Source organism: Alkalihalobacillus sp. NPDC127517 (genome assembly GCF_050276055.1).
Lineage (GTDB): Bacteria > Bacillota > Bacilli > Bacillales > Bacillaceae_D > Alkalicoccobacillus.
The window spans coordinates 51,075-70,184 of the sequence record NZ_JBNNQX010000011.1 but is presented as its reverse complement, the minus strand read 5'-3'; the positions used below and the strand labels follow the sequence as shown (position 1 = coordinate 70,184).

The 19,110-nt window shown below is 41.0% G+C and carries 18 protein-coding genes and 1 other annotated feature; of the genes, 14 read left to right on the top strand and 4 right to left on the bottom strand.

Features of this window, described 5'->3' with window-relative positions; all coding sequences use genetic code 11:
- The first annotated feature begins 4 nt into the window (after positions 1–4).
- The 8 genes from hemC (at position 5) to ACQKKO_RS15600 (ending at position 7,886) form a co-directional block, all read left to right on the top strand.
- Complete coding sequence (hemC, locus tag ACQKKO_RS15635; RefSeq protein ID WP_498648789.1) at positions 5–934, top strand: hydroxymethylbilane synthase; 930 nt, start codon at positions 5–7, stop codon at positions 932–934.
- Complete coding sequence (locus ACQKKO_RS15630) at positions 918–1,712, top strand: uroporphyrinogen-III synthase (RefSeq protein ID WP_498648785.1); 795 nt, start codon at positions 918–920, stop codon at positions 1,710–1,712. Before hemC ends, ACQKKO_RS15630 begins: the two co-directional genes overlap by 17 nt.
- Positions 1,713–1,718: 6 nt before the next feature.
- Positions 1,719–2,705: a porphobilinogen synthase gene (gene hemB, locus ACQKKO_RS15625; protein WP_498648784.1), complete on the top strand. Its 987-nt coding sequence runs from the start codon at positions 1,719–1,721 to the stop codon at positions 2,703–2,705.
- A gap of 15 nt (positions 2,706–2,720) precedes the next feature.
- Positions 2,721–4,007, top strand: coding sequence for a glutamate-1-semialdehyde 2,1-aminomutase (gene hemL / locus ACQKKO_RS15620; RefSeq protein WP_498648782.1), 1,287 nt, complete (start codon positions 2,721–2,723; stop codon positions 4,005–4,007).
- 139 nt (positions 4,008–4,146) lie between these two features.
- Positions 4,147–5,190, top strand: coding sequence for a stage VI sporulation protein D (gene spoVID, locus ACQKKO_RS15615; protein ID WP_498648781.1), 1,044 nt, complete (start codon positions 4,147–4,149; stop codon positions 5,188–5,190).
- A gap of 19 nt (positions 5,191–5,209) precedes the next feature.
- Positions 5,210–6,121: a hypothetical protein gene (locus ACQKKO_RS15610; RefSeq protein WP_498648780.1), complete on the top strand. Its 912-nt coding sequence runs from the start codon at positions 5,210–5,212 to the stop codon at positions 6,119–6,121.
- Positions 6,118–7,128 (top strand): spore coat protein YsxE, encoded by a 1,011-nt coding sequence (gene ysxE / locus ACQKKO_RS15605; RefSeq protein ID WP_498648778.1) that lies wholly within the window; start codon positions 6,118–6,120, stop codon positions 7,126–7,128. The genes ACQKKO_RS15610 and ysxE overlap by 4 nt, the downstream gene beginning before the upstream one ends.
- Positions 7,129–7,229: 101 nt before the next feature.
- Entirely contained in the window at positions 7,230–7,886 is a 657-nt protein-coding gene (locus ACQKKO_RS15600; RefSeq protein ID WP_498648776.1) for a hypothetical protein, read from the top strand.
- On the opposite strand, the gene ACQKKO_RS15595 is transcribed toward ACQKKO_RS15600, so the two are convergent.
- A complete protein-coding gene (locus tag ACQKKO_RS15595) occupies positions 7,845–8,057 on the bottom strand; it encodes a YszA family small membrane protein (protein ID WP_498648775.1) in 213 nt (70 codons plus the stop codon). The two genes, ACQKKO_RS15600 and ACQKKO_RS15595, sit on opposite strands and share 42 nt — an antisense overlap.
- 154 nt (positions 8,058–8,211) lie before the next feature.
- Positions 8,212–8,438, top strand: a binding site (T-box leader).
- Between the two features lie 42 nt (positions 8,439–8,480).
- Between ACQKKO_RS15595 and ACQKKO_RS15590 the strand changes: the two genes are divergently transcribed.
- The 3 genes from ACQKKO_RS15590 to ACQKKO_RS15580 all read left to right on the top strand — a co-directional run bounded on the left by ACQKKO_RS15590 (position 8,481) and on the right by ACQKKO_RS15580 (position 12,843).
- Positions 8,481–11,123 (top strand): valine--tRNA ligase, encoded by a 2,643-nt coding sequence (locus ACQKKO_RS15590; RefSeq protein WP_498648773.1) that lies wholly within the window; start codon positions 8,481–8,483, stop codon positions 11,121–11,123.
- Positions 11,124–11,232: 109 nt separating this feature from the next.
- Positions 11,233–11,400 (top strand): hypothetical protein, encoded by a 168-nt coding sequence (locus tag ACQKKO_RS15585; RefSeq protein ID WP_498648771.1) that lies wholly within the window; start codon positions 11,233–11,235, stop codon positions 11,398–11,400.
- A 120-nt stretch (positions 11,401–11,520) separates the two neighbouring features.
- On the top strand, positions 11,521–12,843 hold the full coding sequence (locus ACQKKO_RS15580) for a bifunctional folylpolyglutamate synthase/dihydrofolate synthase (RefSeq protein ID WP_498648770.1): 1,323 nt from the start codon (positions 11,521–11,523) through the stop codon (positions 12,841–12,843).
- 55 nt (positions 12,844–12,898) lie between these two features.
- Here ACQKKO_RS15580 and ACQKKO_RS15575 read toward each other — a convergent pair whose 3' ends face one another.
- Genes ACQKKO_RS15575 through ACQKKO_RS15565 form a run of 3 tightly spaced genes read right to left on the bottom strand, consistent with a single transcriptional unit; the run spans position 12,899 to position 15,455 of the window.
- Positions 12,899–14,680, bottom strand: a complete 1,782-nt coding sequence (locus tag ACQKKO_RS15575) for a hypothetical protein (RefSeq protein WP_498648768.1) — start codon at positions 14,678–14,680, stop codon at positions 12,899–12,901.
- Positions 14,671–15,093, bottom strand: a complete 423-nt coding sequence (locus ACQKKO_RS15570) for a hypothetical protein (RefSeq protein ID WP_498648767.1) — start codon at positions 15,091–15,093, stop codon at positions 14,671–14,673. The genes ACQKKO_RS15575 and ACQKKO_RS15570 overlap by 10 nt, the downstream gene beginning before the upstream one ends.
- Positions 15,090–15,455, bottom strand: a complete 366-nt coding sequence (locus tag ACQKKO_RS15565) for a type IV pilus modification PilV family protein (RefSeq protein WP_498648766.1) — start codon at positions 15,453–15,455, stop codon at positions 15,090–15,092. The genes ACQKKO_RS15570 and ACQKKO_RS15565 overlap by 4 nt, the downstream gene beginning before the upstream one ends.
- A gap of 153 nt (positions 15,456–15,608) precedes the next feature.
- On the opposite strand from ACQKKO_RS15565, the gene ACQKKO_RS15560 reads away from it, so the two are divergent.
- The 3 genes from ACQKKO_RS15560 to ACQKKO_RS15550 are packed head-to-tail and all read left to right on the top strand — an operon-like array spanning position 15,609 to position 19,099.
- Complete coding sequence (locus ACQKKO_RS15560; RefSeq protein WP_498648764.1) at positions 15,609–16,079, top strand: hypothetical protein; 471 nt, start codon at positions 15,609–15,611, stop codon at positions 16,077–16,079.
- 10 nt (positions 16,080–16,089) lie between these two features.
- Positions 16,090–17,451: a hypothetical protein gene (locus ACQKKO_RS15555; protein WP_498648763.1), complete on the top strand. Its 1,362-nt coding sequence runs from the start codon at positions 16,090–16,092 to the stop codon at positions 17,449–17,451.
- A complete protein-coding gene (locus tag ACQKKO_RS15550) occupies positions 17,441–19,099 on the top strand; it encodes a GspE/PulE family protein (protein ID WP_498648761.1) in 1,659 nt (552 codons plus the stop codon). Before ACQKKO_RS15555 ends, ACQKKO_RS15550 begins: the two co-directional genes overlap by 11 nt.
- Positions 19,100–19,110 lie beyond the last annotated feature (11 nt).

Here is a 19,110-nt window from a genome sequence, read left to right as displayed (position 1 = left end):
CGTTATGCGTACGATCGTATTAGGAACAAGAAGAAGCAACCTAGCACTAACTCAAACAAAGTGGGTCATTGAACAATTAAAGCAACTAAATCTACCCTATGAATTTAAAGTGAAGGAAATTGTCACAAAGGGAGATCAAATTTTAGATGTTACCTTATCTAAGGTTGGGGGCAAGGGATTATTCGTTAAAGAAATTGAACAAGCGCTTGAAAAAGGAGAAATTGATTTAGCAGTTCATAGTATGAAGGATGTTCCTTCTGTTTTACCTGAAGGGTTTACACTTGGGGCAATTACAACTAGAGAAGATCCACGAGATGCATTGATTTCAGAAGGGCATGTGAAGCTTGCAGATTTACCAAGTGGTGCAATCGTTGGGACAAGCAGCTTAAGGCGGTCCTCTCAAATTCTTGCGAAAAGACCTGACCTTGAGGTACAGTGGATTCGCGGAAATGTAGAAACCAGATTACGAAAGCTAAAAGAAGAATCATTCAGTGCCATTATTCTTGCAGCCGCTGGGCTTAATCGACTTGGCTATACGAAGGATTTTGTCACAGAGTATCTTGAACCGGACGTTTGTGTGCCAGCTGTTGGTCAAGGCGCACTGGGGCTAGAGTGTCGTACAAACGACCCGGAGCTCATTGATTTACTTGCAAAACTAAATTGTCCAACAACCTCTCAAACCGTCCGAGCGGAGCGCAGCTTTTTGCATACGCTTGAGGGAGGATGTCAGGTGCCGATTGCCGGATATGCTACGTTAAAGGACGGCCAGATTGAGTTAACCGGTTTAGTGGGTTCGCCTGATGGTAAAGTACTCTTACATGAAACAAAGACTGGAGATTCTCCTGAGGAGCTGGGGAAAGCCGTTGCGGCTGCTCTACTCGATCAAGGTGCTGACGACATTTTAGAGAAGGTTAAGCGTGACCTTGAATCCTAATTCATTAAATGGAGTGCGGATTCTAATTACTCGTGCTCCGGAGCAAGCAACGCTTTTCGCGGAGCAAGTAGAACGCTTAGGAGCAAAAGCTTTGCAGGTTCCTCTAATTAATGTTCGTCCATGCCTGGGTCAGGAGCAACGAGTGCAACTAGTGAGTAAACTTGATTCATTCCAATGGATTGTATTTACGAGCGTAAATGGTGTGACATTTTTTCTTGATTCTTTAACTGAACAAGAACGCAAAATTATCCGTCATTCAATAAACGTAGCATCGGTCGGAACACAAACAACCAAAAGGCTTCTAGACTATGGAATCCATGTTGATTTGATGCCAACTCACTATGAAGCAGGATCACTTGCGGAGGCACTACTCTCAGAAACACAGATAGGTGATCACATATTGATTCCAAGAGGGAACCTAGCACGTCCGCTTTTAGCGAACAAGCTAAAGGATTCGGCTCGTGTTGTCACTGATCTACCGGTCTATGAGACGTTTCAACCAAGTGTTGCCCAGAAGCAGCTTGAGACAATCGCAGCAACCTCTGTCCATCCAAATTATCTAACCTTTACAAGTGCCTCCACTGTCAGGCATTACTGTACCATCAGTAGCCGGATATTCGGTGGAACAAGTCACTTTTTCCAAAATGCTAAAGTTGTCTGTATTGGACCGATTACAGCGATTGAAGCAAAAAAGCACGGTCTTACAGTAGCGGCTGTGCCAAGTGTTTATACTACAAAAGCCATGATTGAAGAAATGGTTCGTTTAAATAAGGAGTGAAGCAGCATGTCAGAGTTATCGTTTGATCGGCATCGTCGCCTAAGACAGTCCCCCTCTATGCGTAGAATGATTAGAGAAACCACATTAAGCCACGATGACTTTATTTACCCAATCTTTGTGAAGGAATCAGGGAGCGAAGTAACAGAGGTTGCTTCCATGCCAGGAGTGTTCCAATGGCCGCTTCATGAAGTATTGAATGAAGTCAAAGAAGTAGTTGAGCTTGGTATCCCGTCCATTATTCTTTTTGGACTTCCAGCAGAGAAGGATGCAGAAGGATCACAGGCTTTCCATGATCACGGAATTGTGCAAGAAGCGACTCGAGTGATTAAAGAAGCATATCCTGAGTTAACGGTTATTGCTGATACATGTCTGTGTCAGTTTACAGATCATGGTCACTGTGGTGTGATTAAAGACGGTGAAATTGATAATGACCCATCTCTTTCTATCCTTGCGAAAACGGCTGTTTCGCAAGCAAAAGCAGGTGCTGATATTATTGCTCCTTCTAACATGATGGATGGGTTTGTTACAGCGATCCGCCACGGTTTAGATGAAGCAGGATTTAATCATGTTCCAATTATGGCTTATTCAGTGAAATATGCCTCGGCCTTTTACGGTCCGTTCCGAGATGCGGCACATGGTGCTCCGTCATTCGGTGATCGAAAAACGTATCAAATGGACCCTGCCAATCGAGAAGAAGCGATTCGTGAAGCTCAATCTGATCTAGAAGAGGGTGCTGACTTTTTAATTGTGAAGCCTGCCCTATCTTACCTTGATATCATTCGCGAAGTGAAGGATTACTCTGGTATCCCTCTTGTTGCATATAATGTAAGTGGAGAGTATGCAATGGTAAAGGCAGCAGCATTAAACGGTTGGATTAACGAACGTGAAGTGGTGCTAGAGAAACTACTTAGCATGAAGCGAGCTGGAGCGGATCTTATTTTAACGTACCATGCAAAAGATGCTGTGGGTTGGATGAACGAGTCAAACAGATAAAGGAGCGGTCAGTCTATGAATTATTCTAAATCAGAAGCAGCCTTTGAACAGGCAAAACCACTTATGCCAGGTGGGGTGAATAGTCCAGTGCGGGCATTTAAGTCAGTGGATATGAGTCCTGTTTATATGGAGAGCGGAAGTGGTTCAAGAATTCGAGATATTGATGGCAATGAATACATTGATTATGTGCTTTCATGGGGTCCGTTAATTCTTGGTCACGCTGATCCACAAGTTGTTGAACAGATCAAAAAAACAACGGAAAAAGGGACGAGCTTTGGCGCACCAAATGAGCTAGAAACGAAGCTTGCCAAGCTTGTGATTGATCGTGTTCCATCAATTGAAGTGGTACGTATGGTGAACTCTGGTACGGAAGCAACGATGAGCGCCCTACGTTTAGCGAGAGGCTTTACAGGACGTTCAAAGATCTTGAAATTTACAGGTTGCTATCACGGACATGGGGATTCTCTACTAATCAAAGCAGGGTCTGGAGTGGCAACACTTGGCTTACCTGACAGTCCTGGTGTTCCTGAATCAGTTGCTAAAAACACGCTAACAGTTCCTTATAATGACGTTGAAAGTGTTCGTTATGCCTTTAACGAATTTGGAGATGATTTAGCTGCAGTTATTGTAGAGCCTGTTGCTGGTAATATGGGGGTTGTTCCTCCAGAACCAGGTTTTCTTGAAACATTACGTGAGTTAACAGAGAACAATGGCACGCTTCTTATCTTTGACGAGGTCATGACAGGTTTCAGAGTAGGGTACCACTGTGCACAAGGAACGTTCGATGTCATACCTGATTTAACGTGTCTTGGAAAAGTAATCGGTGGCGGTTTACCGGTTGGTGCCTTTGGTGGGAAACGCGAAATCATGGAGCAAATCGCTCCAAGTGGTCCGATCTATCAAGCAGGTACGCTATCTGGAAATCCACTTGCAATGACGGCAGGATACGAGACCTTATCTCAACTGTCAGAAGCAGATTACACCGTGTTTGCAGCAAAAGCAAAACGATTAGAGGAAGGGTTGTCTGAAGCAGCTAAAAAGCACGACATTCCTCACCATATTAATCGTGCTGGTTCGATGATCGGTCTCTTCTTTACAAATGAAAAAGTAGATTGCTTCGAAAAAGCACAGACGTCCGATTTGTCGATATTCTCTCAATACTTCAGAAACATGCTAGAAGAGGGTATCTCACTGCCACCTTCTCAATTTGAAGGAATGTTCCTCTCTACCAAGCATACAGATGAAGATATTGAGGCAACCATTGTTGCAGCGGAACGTGCATTTGCAAAGATAACGAAATAAAGAAATGAAACAGATCTCCCTACATCCATGTAGAGAGGTCTTTTTTTTGTCATAAATCTTATGGTTGCCTCATAATCTTTTCATGTACGGATTGTATAGTCATGATTGTTTGGATTTGATTTAATAAGGAGGAATTAGAATGACGCAGGAGCATCCCTCAAAATTAACACTAACGGTAGAAGAATCGGTATGGCTGAATAAAGGACAGGAAATAGAAGAAATTCTCGGTATGTCATTATCACCTGAAATCACAATCAAGGAGAGTGGAAACCAAGTTAGTATTGTCGGTGGGTTACGTTTGGTTGGAGAATACTTACTCGCTGATTCAGACCAAAACACAGATCATGTGATCGATGATGAAGATGGCTACCGTGAGCAAGCCGCGTTTCGATCAATTGAGGAAGTGAATGTGTCCGAGAATGGAAAAGGTGCTCTAAAACACTTTTTTCCGATTGATGTAACAATTCCCTTAGATCGGATTCAGAATTTGCAGGACATCTATGTTGAGGTAGAGTCATTTGATTATGATGTGCCTGATAAGAGCTGCATTCAGTTAACGGCGGATATTTCCATTAGCGGAATGACTACACAAGACGAGCCTGAAAGTCGTGTAGAAGTTCAGGAATCTGTTGAAGAGGAAGTTGAACAAGAACAAGAGGAACAAGCAGTAGAAACGTCCTTTGCCTATGAAGCGTATCAATTGCCTACACCTACACCTGCGATCACCGAGGAAGTAGAGGAAGAAGAAGTTGAAGAAGAGATCGTTCGTGCTGAGGTTGAAATAGAACCTCCTCCTTATGCGGATGACGAAGAAACAGTTTCAGAGCTTCAGAGAATCACTCTTGCACCTAAGCAACCAGAGGTTTATGCAGAGCAAACGTATAGAAACGATGCGTATTATGAAGATCAACAAGAGCAACCATCAGAAGAAGATTCAACAGAACAAGCCAAGTATCAGGCAACGGAGGAACGTGAAGAAAATGCCCTATATCTAACAGGCATGATGGCTAAAAGTGAAGAACAATTTACGAGAGTAAAGATGTGTATTATTCAAGAGGATGAATCGCTTGATACGATTGCAAACCGTTATGATGTATCAACAAGTCAGCTCATTCGAACCAATCGATTGGAAGCGGATCACGTGGAAGCTGGTCAGATTCTCTACATTCCCGTCCAGTCCTAATTAGAGGGGAGGCGATTAGATGGATCTGGCAGATGAGTTAAAGAAAGAGTATGGATGGCAGCAAGCAAAGATGATAGAAGAGGACATCATTGAATCCGATCATGGTTTAAAACGGATTAGACATTGGGATGATCTGAATCTCTTGAACTGGCACATCAATTGGCGCGATCATTGTACCCGCGCGCCAATTGTTCTTACCGATCGAATGATTCGAACAAAGGACGGCGAAGCATATCTTTCAAAAAAATCCTCCTGGATCACAGTTCATGATGAAGTAACTGAACCATTTTCATATCCGAAAAATGGACAGGTATGTGGTACGTTGCTTGGCTTAATGATTGAATACGGCTTAAAAGCTGAGACAGATATAAAGCGTACAAAACGGGAAGCACCAAATCTTTTCACACTTGAAAAAAAGATCTGGCGCTTCCCAGTGTCGTTTCAGACCACCTTACGAAATATGGTTCATGAAGGCAAACGACGTCTTAAAAAAGCAGAAGCCATACAGAAGAAGGATGAAGGAGAGGAGATCTTGCCTCTACTTGACCCGCTTCAACATGCGGGTCAAGCGAAAAGCGTTCATGGAATGCTCCATTGGAACGGTGGCGCCGACTATCCTGAGGAAGGCTATGCCACGCTGAGTCGATGGATTAAGAAGCAAAGTGTTGAACTAGATCAAGAAGGATTAGAAGAGGTTTTGAATGCAATACAGGAAGTGTACCCAGTATTTTCAAAGCTTCAAGCCAGCTTTTTGTTAGCGGAATGCCTTATTCCTTATGAATTAGAAGCCATCATTCAGATTGATCCACGTAAAGAAACCGAAGAAACACTTCAATCGGTGGTTATACAATGCAAAAAAGAGTGGAATGAGTCAAAACAAGTTGTTCTTGGATTAGCAGATTGGCTGGATGGGAGGCGTCAGTCAAATTGAATCAACAGCAGACATTCTTAGAAGCCATATTGTTCCATTATGATTTATATCCCGAACGGATTGAGTCATCATTTGGAAAGGTGAAAAAGCTTGAGTCAAAAAGAGGCGTCTTTGCTCTAAAGGAAACGACGTTATCTCAGTCACAGGCGGACGAATTAGTTCATGCCATGCATCGATTAACAAAGCTCGGCTACAAACAAGCCATTCCTCTTATACCTACAAAATACGGGGAATATACAATCACAGTAGGAGATGCTAGTTATTATTTGATGCCATGGGTGGAATCACCTGAGTATACAGCTAGAGAGTCGATGGAAGAAAAAATTATCGACCAAATGGGTGTCATTCACCGGATGACAGTAAAAACGCAGGAGCTATCTCTTGAACAGCTTGAGCAATCCTACCAGGAGCTTTTAAAAAGGTGGGAATCACGGCAATTAACCTTTATGCACTTTGCTGATCAAGCCGAGCAAAAAATATATATGTCTCCATTTGAATTAACCTTTTTAACACATGTTCATTTACTTGATCAAATGGCAGAAGTGGCAAAATTCCAGTTAAATAATTGGTATGAAGCGGCTAAGGAGAAAGGGAAGTATCGAAGTGTATTGAATCACGGCAGACTATCACGGAACCATACATTGTTTACTCCAGAAAATGATCCGCTTCTTTTTAATTTTGAGCGTGTCAGTCTTGATACACCAGCCAGAGATCTGGCCACGTTTTGCAGATACAGTTTTCCTTATGCACAATGGTCCGATGAAGAAGTTCTAAGATGGTTTGCAAGATATGAGCATCATTTACCTTTATTAGATGAAGAGAAACAGCTCTTATGTAGTTATCTTTGTTTTCCTGAGCCCGTGGTGTATGCAGTAGATGCGTATCACCGAAAGGAGACGGACTGGAGCGAATTAGCTCACGTGCAGCGTTTAGAGAAGCGGCTCCTGTCTATGAGAAAGTCTCAACGATTAGCTTCCAGACTTTTACCGACGTCAACGGAATCTTAAACATAGATCTCTTGCAGAAATAAACTCATTTCCTTATACTGTATTTATTATCATTAATATGAGATTCATTGAGTTGATCTGGTTGATTGGAGGTGCTGAAGATGGAAGATGGGCAGAATAAAGAGTATACGCAGGATGCATCGCTTCTCCACAGGATGAAAGATTATCTTCAATCAAAGGGTTTGTCCCAAAAAACGTGCGATCAGCTGCTTCTTACATTTAAGGAGCAGCTAGCTTTAGATCAGGATGAAAACAAACTGCGGTTACAGTATGATTCCCCTACTGAATTAGAACGCCAAATGGCATGGCTTCAACGAACAACTTGGCGCCAGATGTTAGTGTCCATGGTGGGGAAGGGGTTTCTAATCATTAGTGTCTTTTTCCTTCTTCAGGCAGCGGTTCACTTCATGAGTATGGCCAGTTACGGAAATAGTGGGGCCACCTTAACACATGCCTCCGTTGTGCCACTTTTAGTTTTTGCTGTATTTGGTTACGGAGGATTAGCTATCTTAACGTACACAACCATTTATCGTCCCGCCATTGGGCGCCCGCTCCTTTGGACAATCATTGGGTGGATGAGTGTAGCGTTAGGGACAGGATTGTGTATGGTGAGTATGTCTTTATGGGACGATATCTTAATGTTTCCGATCACAACAACCAGCAGTATCATCTTAGCTGTGGGCTGTTACGCCATGTATAGGTGGACGGCGCTCCCATCAAAAAAGCTTCAACGAAATCGAGCAATAGAATACAATTAGGACGACCAATAAAATAAAATCAATCGTTGTTGGAAAGAGAAGCAAACGAATGGTTTGAAAACAAATGATCGGCAGCAGACATTGATAGCAGATGGCTTTAAAGTAAGACCATATACCCCATTTTTTTGGTGGTGGACAATAGGGAGGTCTCTTATACCCACGACGTAGCAACCCAATCTCCCCTTTCGCTAAAAAGCCATTTTGTTTACATACTATGCATTACAATTAATTGTGCAATGAATCCTGGTTAGAAGCGTAGAAAATAGGCTATGCTGATATTGACGAAAGAGATAGAAACAGGATAGAATAGACTATATTCGAAAATAGACATGCAGAGATCGGGAAGAGTATACGTAACCCCTCACAGAAAGAGAAATCCTTAGGCTGGAAGATTTCTTAGGTAGGTTAAGTAGAAGGTCGCCCGTGAGCAGCCTTGCTGAACATAAGTAGGTAAGGACGGGTACTGGCCGTTAACAGATTGAGTGTGCATAAAGTAGAGATGATCTGCCTTTGTGCAAACAAAGGTGGTACCGCGAACTCTTCGTCCTTTGAGATGAAGGGTTTTTTTGTATGAAAAAAAGGAGGCGCGTAACGATGGCAGAACAAAAAAAGGAAATGCCAACAAAGTATAACCCAAAAGAAACAGAAGCTAAATGGTATGACTATTGGGTGAAAGGGAAGTTTTTTGAAGCAACAGGAGATGAGAGCAAGACGCCTTACTCAATTGTTATTCCACCTCCAAACGTAACCGGAAAACTTCATCTTGGTCATGCTTGGGATGCAACATTACAAGATATTCTTGCTCGTACAAAACGTATGCAAGGCTTTGATACATTATGGTTGCCAGGAATGGACCATGCCGGAATTGCGACACAAGCAAAAGTAGAAGCAAAGCTGAAAGAAGAAGGACTTTCTCGTTATGATTTAGGAAGAGAAGCTTTTATTGAAAAGTCTTGGGAGTGGAAAGAGGAATATGCTCAATTTATCCGTGATCAATGGTCTAAAATTGGGATTTCCGTTGATTACTCCCGCGAGCGCTTTACATTAGATGAAGGGCTATCCAAAGCAGTTAATGAGGTATTTGTTAAGCTTTTTAAAAAAGGCTTAATTTATCGCGGCGAATACATTATTAACTGGGACCCAGCTACAAAAACGGCTTTATCCGATATTGAGGTTATCCACGAAGATGTGACAGGTGCTTTTTATCACATGAATTACCCACTGACTGATGGCAGTGGAACAATTGAAGTGGCAACAACGAGACCGGAAACCATGCTTGGAGATACGGCAGTAGCTGTTCATCCTAAAGACGAACGCTATGCCCACCTCATCGGCAAAACGGTTACATTACCGATTGTTGGACGTGAGATTCCGATCGTAGCTGATGACTATGTAGATATGGAATTTGGTTCGGGTGCTGTTAAGATTACCCCAGCACATGATCCGAATGACTTTGAGATTGGGAACCGCCATAATCTTGAACGTATTCTTGTGATGAATGAAGACGGGACAATGAATGAAAATGCAGCAGCCTATCAAGGCTTAGATCGATTTGATTGCCGTAAGCAAATTGTTTCTGATCTGCAAGAACAAGGTATTCTCTTTAAAATTGAAGAGCATGTACATTCTGTTGGTCACTCTGAACGAAGCGGTGCTGTTGTGGAGCCATACTTATCTACACAATGGTTCGTAAACATGCAGCCATTAGCAGATGCAGCGGTTGCCCTTCAGAAGACCGAGGATAAAGTAAACTTTGTTCCTGACCGGTTTGAGAAAACGTATCTTCGTTGGATGGATAACATCCGTGACTGGTGTATTTCGCGTCAGCTTTGGTGGGGTCACCGAATTCCAGCTTGGTATCATAATGAAACGGGAGAAATTTACGTTGGTCATGAGGCGCCTGAAGATGCTGGAAACTGGACACAGGATGAGGATGTTCTAGATACATGGTTTAGTTCAGCACTATGGCCGTTTTCTACAATGGGCTGGCCTGACGAGGAAGCGATTGACTTTAAACGCTTCTACCCAACAAGTGCACTTGTAACAGGTTACGATATTATCTTCTTCTGGGTAGCTCGTATGATCTTCCAAGGAATCGAGTTTACAGGTAAGCGTCCATTTAACGATGTCTTAATTCACGGATTAATCCGTGCAGAGGATGGACGTAAGATGAGTAAATCACTTGGTAACGGAGTGGATCCTCATGATGTTATTGACAAATATGGAACAGATGCCCTTCGTTTCTTCTTAACAACCGGAAGTTCCCCGGGAAATGATTTGCGTTTTTACTGGGAAAAAGTCGAGGCAACATGGAATTTCGGTAATAAGATATGGAATGCCTCTCGCTTCGCGTTGATGAATATGGAAAATATGGGTTATGATGACATTGATCTCAGCGGACAAAAAACAGTAGCGGACAAATGGATTCTAACTCGTCTTCAAGACACTATTAAAGAAGTTACTCGTCTAATTGATAAATATGAATTTGGTGAAGTAGGAAGATTGTTATACAACTTCATCTGGGACGATCTCTGTGACTGGTACATTGAAATGGCTAAGCTTTCTCTATATGGAGAAGACGAGGCAGCGAAACAAACAACTCGTTCCGTTCTTGCGTATGTATTAGATCAAACGATGAGAATGCTGCACCCAATCATGCCATTTATTACGGAAGAAATTTGGCAGCACCTTCCACACAAAGGTGAATCAATTACAGTTGCTGACTGGCCAATTGTTCATTCAGAATTCATGTTTGAAGAATCTCTTGAAGATATGAATCAGCTGAAAGAAGTGATTCGTTCGGTTCGTACGATTCGTTCAGAGTTGAATGTTCCGATGAGCAAACAAATTGAGTTATTGGTTCGTCCGGCGAACGAGAAGAGTTTAGCTCAATTACAAAGAGGTCAGGCTTTCATTGAAAAGTTCTGTAACCCAAGTAAGCTTGAGATCTCTACAGGCATTGAAGCACCAGAAAAATCAATGTCACAAGTGTTAAGTGGAGTAGAGCTATTCTTACCACTGGCAGGTTTGTTGAATATTGATGAAGAAGTAGCCCGGCTTGAAAAAGAGTTAACTCGTTTAACAAAAGAAGTGGAACGAGTAGATAAAAAGCTAAGCAACGAAGGCTTTGTAGCGAAAGCTCCTGCAAAAGTGATTGAAGAAGAAAAGAAAAAACAAGCTGATTACTCTGAACAACGTAAAACAGTTGAAGCGCGTATTGCTGAGTTAAAAGCATAAGAATTTGAGCCAAAGTGATCATTTGATTGCTTTGGCTTTTTTTTGTAAGAGGAATGTAGTGAGTTATTGTGGAATATTCATCATCAAATAATGAACAAGGAGGAGCAAGATGAGTACTATGATTGCTTGGTTAACTCTGGTGTTAATTGGAACAGGAATTTTTGTCTATCTTCTAGCATTCCTAACAGGAGATGTAATCAGCTCCTTGCTCATAGGCGTTCTTGTCCATACGTCGATTATTCTGGCATGTAAATTAGGTAGGAAACGGAAACTTTAATGACAAGAACAAGAAGAATTTCTAACAATTTGTTTCTACCTCTTTAGACATATTGTATTTCACATCGATTCCTCGCTATAATGTAGTCAGTAGACAGGGATACAGAGTGGGGGAGTGAACATGAATACAAGAGACGAGACGATTAATTGGATTCACAGTCTGTTACCTTTTGGGATTAAACCCGGCTTAAAAAGAATGGACTGGATGCTAGAGCGATTAGGAAATCCAGAATCCAAATTAAATATGATTCATGTAGCTGGAACAAATGGAAAAGGATCCACGGTTAGCTTTATGCGTCATATGCTTGAAGCAAGCGGATACCAAGTTGGGACATTTACATCTCCGTATATGGAATGCTTTGAAGAACGCATATCAATGAATGGGAACCCAATATCAGAAGAAGAGTTGATCACTGCTGCGAACAAAGTGCGACCGCTTGTGGAAGAACTGGCACAAACAGAGCTTGAATCACCCACAGAATTTGAAGTGATCACAGCCATCATGTTTGAGCATTTTGCTAATGTAGCGAAGCCGGACATTGTTCTTGTTGAAGTAGGTCTTGGGGGGAGGCTTGATTCAACGAATGTGATTAAACCGCTATTATCAATTATTACTTCGATTGGTCATGACCATATGCACATCCTTGGATCAACGATAGAAGAAATTGCTGCCGAAAAAGCGGGAATTATCAAGAAAGGGACTCCTGTTCTATCAGCAGTCTCAAACCTAGATGCACAAGCTGTTTTAAAAGAAACGGCTATTGAACGAGATACATCATTCTTTCAGCTAGGTGAAGACTTTTATAAAACAGCAATCAAACTAAATCAAAATGGACAAAGCTTTACCTTTGATTCACCACTTGGCAGGCTGACTCATTTAAAAACAACAATGAGGGGCGAACATCAACTAGAAAACGCCAGTGTGGCCCTAATGGCGATGTTCTATCTGAGAGAACACAGCCATTACCATATCTCAGATGACGCCTGCAAAAAGGGATTAGCTGACACCATTTGGCCAGGCAGGTTTGAACAACTCTCAGATCAGCCACTTGTGATTGCCGATGGCGCACATAACGAAGAGGGTATGAAGGCATTAGCCATAACACTCGCAAATCATTATCCAACCTATAAAATTAATATGCTTGCAGGAATGACTAAAGAAAAAGACGTCAACAAACTGCTCGCACCATTTATTAATACAGATATACACATTACATGGACAAGCTTCGACTTTTTTAGAGCAGCCGAACCAAACGAATTACATGAACAGACGCCAGAGGGGATCTCGGCTTCGGTGAATGGGGACTGGAAAGTGGCGCTGGATGAGTTGATGAGCAATTGGAATAAGGATGAAATGATCTTACTTACAGGATCTCTGTATTTTATTTCGGAGGTGCGGGGCTATTTGAAGGATAGTGAATCAAAGAAATTTAATTTAGTGTGAAAGAAGGAGTTCCTTATTTATGAGGAACTCCTTCTTTTGTTTTAATAATTGACATCTAGTATAATGGAAATTTTGGAAGTGTTGGTGTTATATCTATTGACGAAACTCTAGCTTCCTTTTTTGACTTTATCAAAGCCCTTCCATTTTCAGTGAGTGAGCCTGACGTTTTCCCTGTCCATGTGAGTGTTTCACCAGTATGAAAATAAGCTCCCTGTATGTCACCTTGGTTACTAGGAAACATTATAGATCCATTAATAAAAGAATCATTTAAGGTGTCAATCTTTGCTAGTGGCTCTACAACTAACGAGTTAGCCACATACAGGTTTTTATTTGTAGTTAATTTAACGTTTCTACCTGTTTGCAAACGACCCTTTATATATATCGAATCACCACTAGTGAATTTAACATCCTGTCCTAAGATCATTTCATCGTAAATAACAAAAGTGTTATTTGATTTAACAGTAGAGTTCTGACCAATCTTTGCATAGCCATTTATATATATATTTTTTCCGCTATCGAGAACATTTTGATAGGGGTTATTTAAACTACCATTAATAATTAAATCATTCTTGCTTTTTAATTCAACCTCATTCGCATTTGTTACACTACCATTAAGGTATAATGTTCCTCCGCTTTCAATCTTCCCTTTGTAATCGATTTTAGTATCTTTATCCACATATATATCTCCTTTTGAAGATACCTTAGAGGAATTATTAATGTTTAATTGACCTCCAATTCTTATATTTCCACCTAAAGTATGGGAGTAACTGAATCCAAAAGTAGCATCTTTTACAACTTTTAAATCTCCTGATATTTTGACATTACTAATAGAGCTGACAGAATAATCTAGTTTGCCCTGAATGATAAAGTCTTTGGCAACGGTTAGATTAAGGTTCTGTCCTAGTATGGCATCACCAGTAACAAATAAGTTTCCTCCTGATGCCACAGTGTTCTTAACATTAGGTAATACTAAATTTCCGTTGATTGTAATATCGTCACCTGTAATTAAATGACTGTTAAAATCAAGTTTTACCTCTCCACCAACATAGAGCTTGCCATTTGGTATATTTATATCATTTTGATTAGAAGCGTCGATAATTTGAGTGTATGGTAAATAAACATTGCCATTACTTAACGAAAAATCGGTATCATATTTAAAGACAATCTTGTTAGTATCAATTCGTATATCACCATTTGTAAGGTTAATTTGACTCTGATCATAAAATGTGAGGATTCCGTTTTTCTTATCGCACTGAATCGTATCATGTTGACCCCATTTTTTTATCTTAGATATTTCACCAAATTGAGGATATCGATTGTATTCAAAAACACCGTTCCTACAAATAACATCCGCATCTCTTAATTCCCATTCTTCTTTTTCTTTTAATCCGGTGTCAATCGTAATATTACCCCTAGTCGCAAGCACCACAGGCTCTTCTAAATCCTCAATCTCTAACGTAATTCCTTTTCCTTCTTGAATGGTCATTTTCTGAATTCCTTCTATTGGCGTATGACCATCTTTAGAATCAGCATTCAACTGACCGTTCACTAGCCTGTATTTGCTTGTAATATTATCCGAGTCGATGATTTCAAAGTTATATTCATCTGCACCTTTTTTAATATCCTTTGCCGACTGCACAGCATTCGTAAGCTCCAGCAGTCCCACCTGCATATCCTGTCGATCCTGAGATTCTCCTTGGACTTTGCTAGTTAATGTAGTACTTTGCGCAAGAGCAGCCATACCAATTCCAAGAATAATTATAAGTATCACAACACTAGCTAAAACCTCTATGAGGGTAAGACCTTTATCATTTTTTAATCGATCTTTTATTCCCATGAGCTCACCTCAAGTTCAAGAGGGGACGTTTTTATTACGTCTAAAGTGACAGTTGTGATATGAGATTGTTCTCCGCTTGCCGTGCTAGTTAATTTGATGTTTTTTTCGGTCATTGAGCACTTAAGCACTAGATCATAGCCATTAATCTTTTTAGAAGAAACCTTATCCGCTGAACAACTCTTCTTCTGAATATCAATAAGCTCCGCCGGTTTATGCTCGATCACACTTAGCAATGTTTCGGCTCCTGCCTCTGCTGCATATTTTGCTTGAATGGTTTCAGTCACTGTTTGGCTTTTACTAATCTCATTAAAAAGAAAGCCGAGCAATCCAAGTCCGACTAATGTTCCAACAACGATAATCCCAAGTACCACGGGAAGTGCTGCTCCTTTTTGGTTTTGAAGGGTGAGTTTCATCGTGTACTGACCGCCTTTGGAATGTTTAGTTCGGTTTCAAGTAGAACTGGGTCTGTGAGTAAGCTTGAATAATCAACCTTTACTGTTACATGACATAACTGCTGGTCTGCTTGTACAGTACGATTTACAGAGAATCCGTCTTTAATACTAGTATTCTTTTTGCAGAAATTTGCTTCTTTATTTAAACGCATACTTTCTATCTCAGACTGCGCGACAAGTGTAGCTTCCATCACAATCTGGTTTCGTTCATTTGCCTTTATACCGTTCATAAGCATAGTTGCAAAACCGATGGCAAAGATTGATAGAATCACCATCGAGGCAAGTAATTCTATTAAGGTTAACCCTTTTTCATTTCTACTCATATCACCGACTCCTGTCGTGAAAAAATATTCCTAATCATATGTATCCAAAACTTTTACTTTATTATACAATAAGTCTGATCTACCTGTATCTAAATAATTATGAAGATCAATCAATAAAATTGTTATGTAGTCTAAAAAGGCTGGTGAATGTGTATGGTTTATACACTCTCTTTTTTTATGGGAGCAATTCTTGTTATTAGTTTGGTATTTGTGCTTTTAAAATCACTTCAACTATCGATTAAGTTAAAGCTAATGATCATTGGGGCTTCTGTAGGGATTTCCATGGCGGCTGCTGCATCCTATCTATTATTTTCCTTACTACTAACTATCACTCTATCCGTTGTTTTGCTCATTCTAGCAAGTTTGATTCTTGCAGCACGTCTTGAAAGAGAGCAAGAGGATACAAGCTTTGAATGGGTGTTCCCACAAAGAGAGTCAGCTTTTTCAGAAGTAGCGATAACGGAAGAACCGACAGATATCGTTGCAAGTTCAATCATTCCGGTTGTAAACGAAGAGGTGCCCGAACCGGTTCTTATACGAAAACAAGCATTAACAGAAGTAGAAACGGATGAATCCGAAGAATTAATGACGGGTCGCCGCAGACGAATTCAAATAGAGGAGTAATGGATAAAAGATGAAATCTTTTTTTAAAATTGGCCTAATCGTGTCGCTTATGACTTGTTTGTTTGTTGCGAGCTTGTATGTTGGTCGGTTTATAGATATGAAAGCATTAGCAAATGAATATCAAATGGGAACAATGATTTCAGGAGTGGAAGTAGGCGGACTCTCACCCGATGAAGCGCAAGTAGAACTTATGAAGCAGATGGATGAGAGAAGAAACAATCAGACAATCGAGTTATATTTATATGATTCAAACGTTTTGCTTCCAGGTGACGCACTGCAGTTACGTATGCCTGAATTAAATGTAGACATACCTGAACGTGTCGAACAGGATGCCACGATTGACGTTACTCTCTTAACAGAAGCGATCGGGCAGATTGAATCTGCTGAATTACAAGGTTTGGTAGATATTCCGAGATTAAAAGAGGATATTGAGCGTCAAGTAAATGAACAACAGACTATACCTGTATCCATACATCTTGCCCCTTATATTGACGAGTTGATGGACGAGCAATCGGTACTGGCTAATGTATACAAACCATACTTGGAATCGACGCTCTTGCAACAATGGGCGCAAGCATTAGACGGCTATGTTCTTGAACCAAGACAAACCTTTTCGTTAAAAGATGCTCTTGCGGAAATGAATCAGGTTGTGGTTGGAGGGGAAAGTCTTGATCTGTTTGCTTCAGCCATGTATCAAGTTATGGCGAAATCAAACCTTGACCTGATTGAGCATCACAGCCCAAGCAAGTTGCCTTATGCAACCGACATTGGATTTAGTGCATCGGTGAATGAAGAACATCGTAATTTAATCTTTTTCAATCCTAATTACGCAACGTTAGAACTACATACAACCTTTTCAAATGATGGATTAATTGTTGAACTGATTGGGACACCGTATCTACATGAATATGAACTTGTTGTTGAAGATCAAGAAACGATTCAGCCTCGTCTTGAAATTCAGTACTCGAAGAAGCGTCGTGCCGGAAATTCTCAGCTCATTGAAAATGGTAAGCAAGGCTCTGCAGCAACTTTATATCGTAAGGAAGTTGGAGCTAATCAGGTAGAAATAGACATGCTACTTCTTGCCAGAGATTATGTAGCAGCAAAGCCAGATATCGAGGAACGCAGCGTGTATGCGCTCCTTGAGCCAGAACCAGAGCCGCTTATTGATCAAGATCTGCAGCCAGTCATTATTGACCTACCAGAAGGGCAATCAACACCTAATGTGATTGAGAACCCTCAGGAGCATTCTCCTGAACCTACTAACTCTATGCAGACTCAACCTTTACCAACAGAACAACCAGAGGATGATAAAGATCCAGTAAAAGGGGAAACCGAACCAACGGATGAGGAGCAGAAAGATGAGAGTTAAAAAGAAAATAGGAGACTTATTAGTTGAGGCAGGTTACCTAACCGATGATCAGGTTCAATTAGCCTTACAAGAAAAACGCTCTGGTCAACGATTAGGAGATGCACTTCTTGAAAGAGAATTAATTACTGAACACGAACTCATTAAAGCCTTGGAAACTCAGCTTGGGATTACACACGTGAATTTATATCGAACAGCTGTGGATACGCAAGTGTTAAAACTCATACCAGAAGAGATCGCCAAAAAATATACCTTAATTCCAATTAGTAAGCAAGCGGACCTCTTGCAGATAGCCATGGCTGATCCACTTGATTATTTCGCCATTGATGATATACAAATGATCACTGGCTTTCAAGTAGAGCCGCAGATTGCGGTTCGAGCTGAAGTAATCGAAGCGATCGAGCGCTACTATCAAATTAATGATTCGTTAATTGAAGATGAGACGGCAAAAATAGAACCCGTAACTAAGGAAGAGCCTGCTGCAAGTGAACAGGATGCTCCAATTATTAAGTTAGTGGATCAGCTCCTGCAGCATGGGTTAAATCAGCGAGCCAGTGATATTCATATTGATCCGCTAGAAGAAACATTTATGGTTCGTTACCGGATCGATGGTATTTTGCGTACTGAGCGTACCTATTCATCAACCATTTTAAGTGCGCTCACGGCTCGGATTAAAATTATGGGTGAATTAAATATTACTGAAAACCGCCTTCCACAGGATGGTCGGATAAAGGTGTTAGTAGGTTCGGAGCATGTAGACATGAGGATTTCGACTTTACCGACTATCTTTGGTGAAAAGATTGTAATCCGGTTGCTGGCTGGCTTAAGTGAACGCACAGATTTAAGCTCTTTAGGGCTGAATCAAGTTCATGAAAAAATGTTCCGTTCAATGCTTGAGAACCCATCCGGACTCATTCTGTTAACAGGGCCAACAGGTTCCGGGAAAACGTCTACGTTATATGCGGGTTTGCATCATTTAAATACAGATCAAGTAAATATTGTGACGGTAGAAGACCCGGTGGAGTATCACATTAACGGCATTAACCAGGTTCAGGTAAACAGCCAGGTAGGCTTAACCTTTGCAAAAGGACTTCGTGCCATCCTGAGACAAGATCCAAACATCGTGATGATCGGGGAAATTCGCGATACCGAAACCGCGGAAATTGCAGTTCGGGCATCGTTAACAGGACATTTGGTTTTAAGTACACTTCATACGAATAGTGCGATTGCAGCCATTCCCCGGTTAACAGAGATGGGCATTGAGCCGTATTTAGTCGCTTCTGGATTATCAGGTGTGGTTGGTCAGCGACTTGTTCGTCGAATTTGTCCGACCTGCAGACAAACGCATGCTCCAAACGAATTGGAGCGTGAGCAATTTGAAAAGCGTGGAATGAATGTCACACAGCTATACCGAGGTGAGGGCTGTAGTCATTGTGGTGATACAGGCTACTTAGGAAGGATTGCCGTTCATGAAATGCTAATGATTGATGAAACAATCCGTCAGCTGCTTATGAACAAAGAAACACTCCAAAATATTCATGAATACGCGACGAATAACGGAATGATTTTTTTATTAGATGATGGACTGTTAAAGGTTAAACAAGGCTTAACGACCTTAGAAGAAGTACTTCACGTGACATTACATCATTAGGAGGAGCGTTA

Coding starts and splice junctions, on each gene's coding strand:
- hemC (WP_498648789.1), top strand. CDS start 5: ATGCGTACGATCGTATTAGGAACAAGAAGAAGCAACCTAGCACTAACT.
- hemB (WP_498648784.1), top strand. CDS start 1,719: ATGTCAGAGTTATCGTTTGATCGGCATCGTCGCCTAAGACAGTCCCCC.
- hemL (WP_498648782.1), top strand. CDS start 2,721: ATGAATTATTCTAAATCAGAAGCAGCCTTTGAACAGGCAAAACCACTT.
- spoVID (WP_498648781.1), top strand. CDS start 4,147: ATGACGCAGGAGCATCCCTCAAAATTAACACTAACGGTAGAAGAATCG.
- ACQKKO_RS15610 (WP_498648780.1), top strand. CDS start 5,210: ATGGATCTGGCAGATGAGTTAAAGAAAGAGTATGGATGGCAGCAAGCA.
- ACQKKO_RS15600 (WP_498648776.1), top strand. CDS start 7,230: ATGGAAGATGGGCAGAATAAAGAGTATACGCAGGATGCATCGCTTCTC.
- ACQKKO_RS15590 (WP_498648773.1), top strand. CDS start 8,481: ATGGCAGAACAAAAAAAGGAAATGCCAACAAAGTATAACCCAAAAGAA.
- ACQKKO_RS15585 (WP_498648771.1), top strand. CDS start 11,233: ATGAGTACTATGATTGCTTGGTTAACTCTGGTGTTAATTGGAACAGGA.
- ACQKKO_RS15580 (WP_498648770.1), top strand. CDS start 11,521: ATGAATACAAGAGACGAGACGATTAATTGGATTCACAGTCTGTTACCT.
- ACQKKO_RS15575 (WP_498648768.1), bottom strand. CDS start 14,680: ATGGGAATAAAAGATCGATTAAAAAATGATAAAGGTCTTACCCTCATA.
- ACQKKO_RS15570 (WP_498648767.1), bottom strand. CDS start 15,093: ATGAAACTCACCCTTCAAAACCAAAAAGGAGCAGCACTTCCCGTGGTA.
- ACQKKO_RS15565 (WP_498648766.1), bottom strand. CDS start 15,455: ATGAGTAGAAATGAAAAAGGGTTAACCTTAATAGAATTACTTGCCTCG.
- ACQKKO_RS15560 (WP_498648764.1), top strand. CDS start 15,609: ATGGTTTATACACTCTCTTTTTTTATGGGAGCAATTCTTGTTATTAGT.
- ACQKKO_RS15555 (WP_498648763.1), top strand. CDS start 16,090: ATGAAATCTTTTTTTAAAATTGGCCTAATCGTGTCGCTTATGACTTGT.
- ACQKKO_RS15550 (WP_498648761.1), top strand. CDS start 17,441: ATGAGAGTTAAAAAGAAAATAGGAGACTTATTAGTTGAGGCAGGTTAC.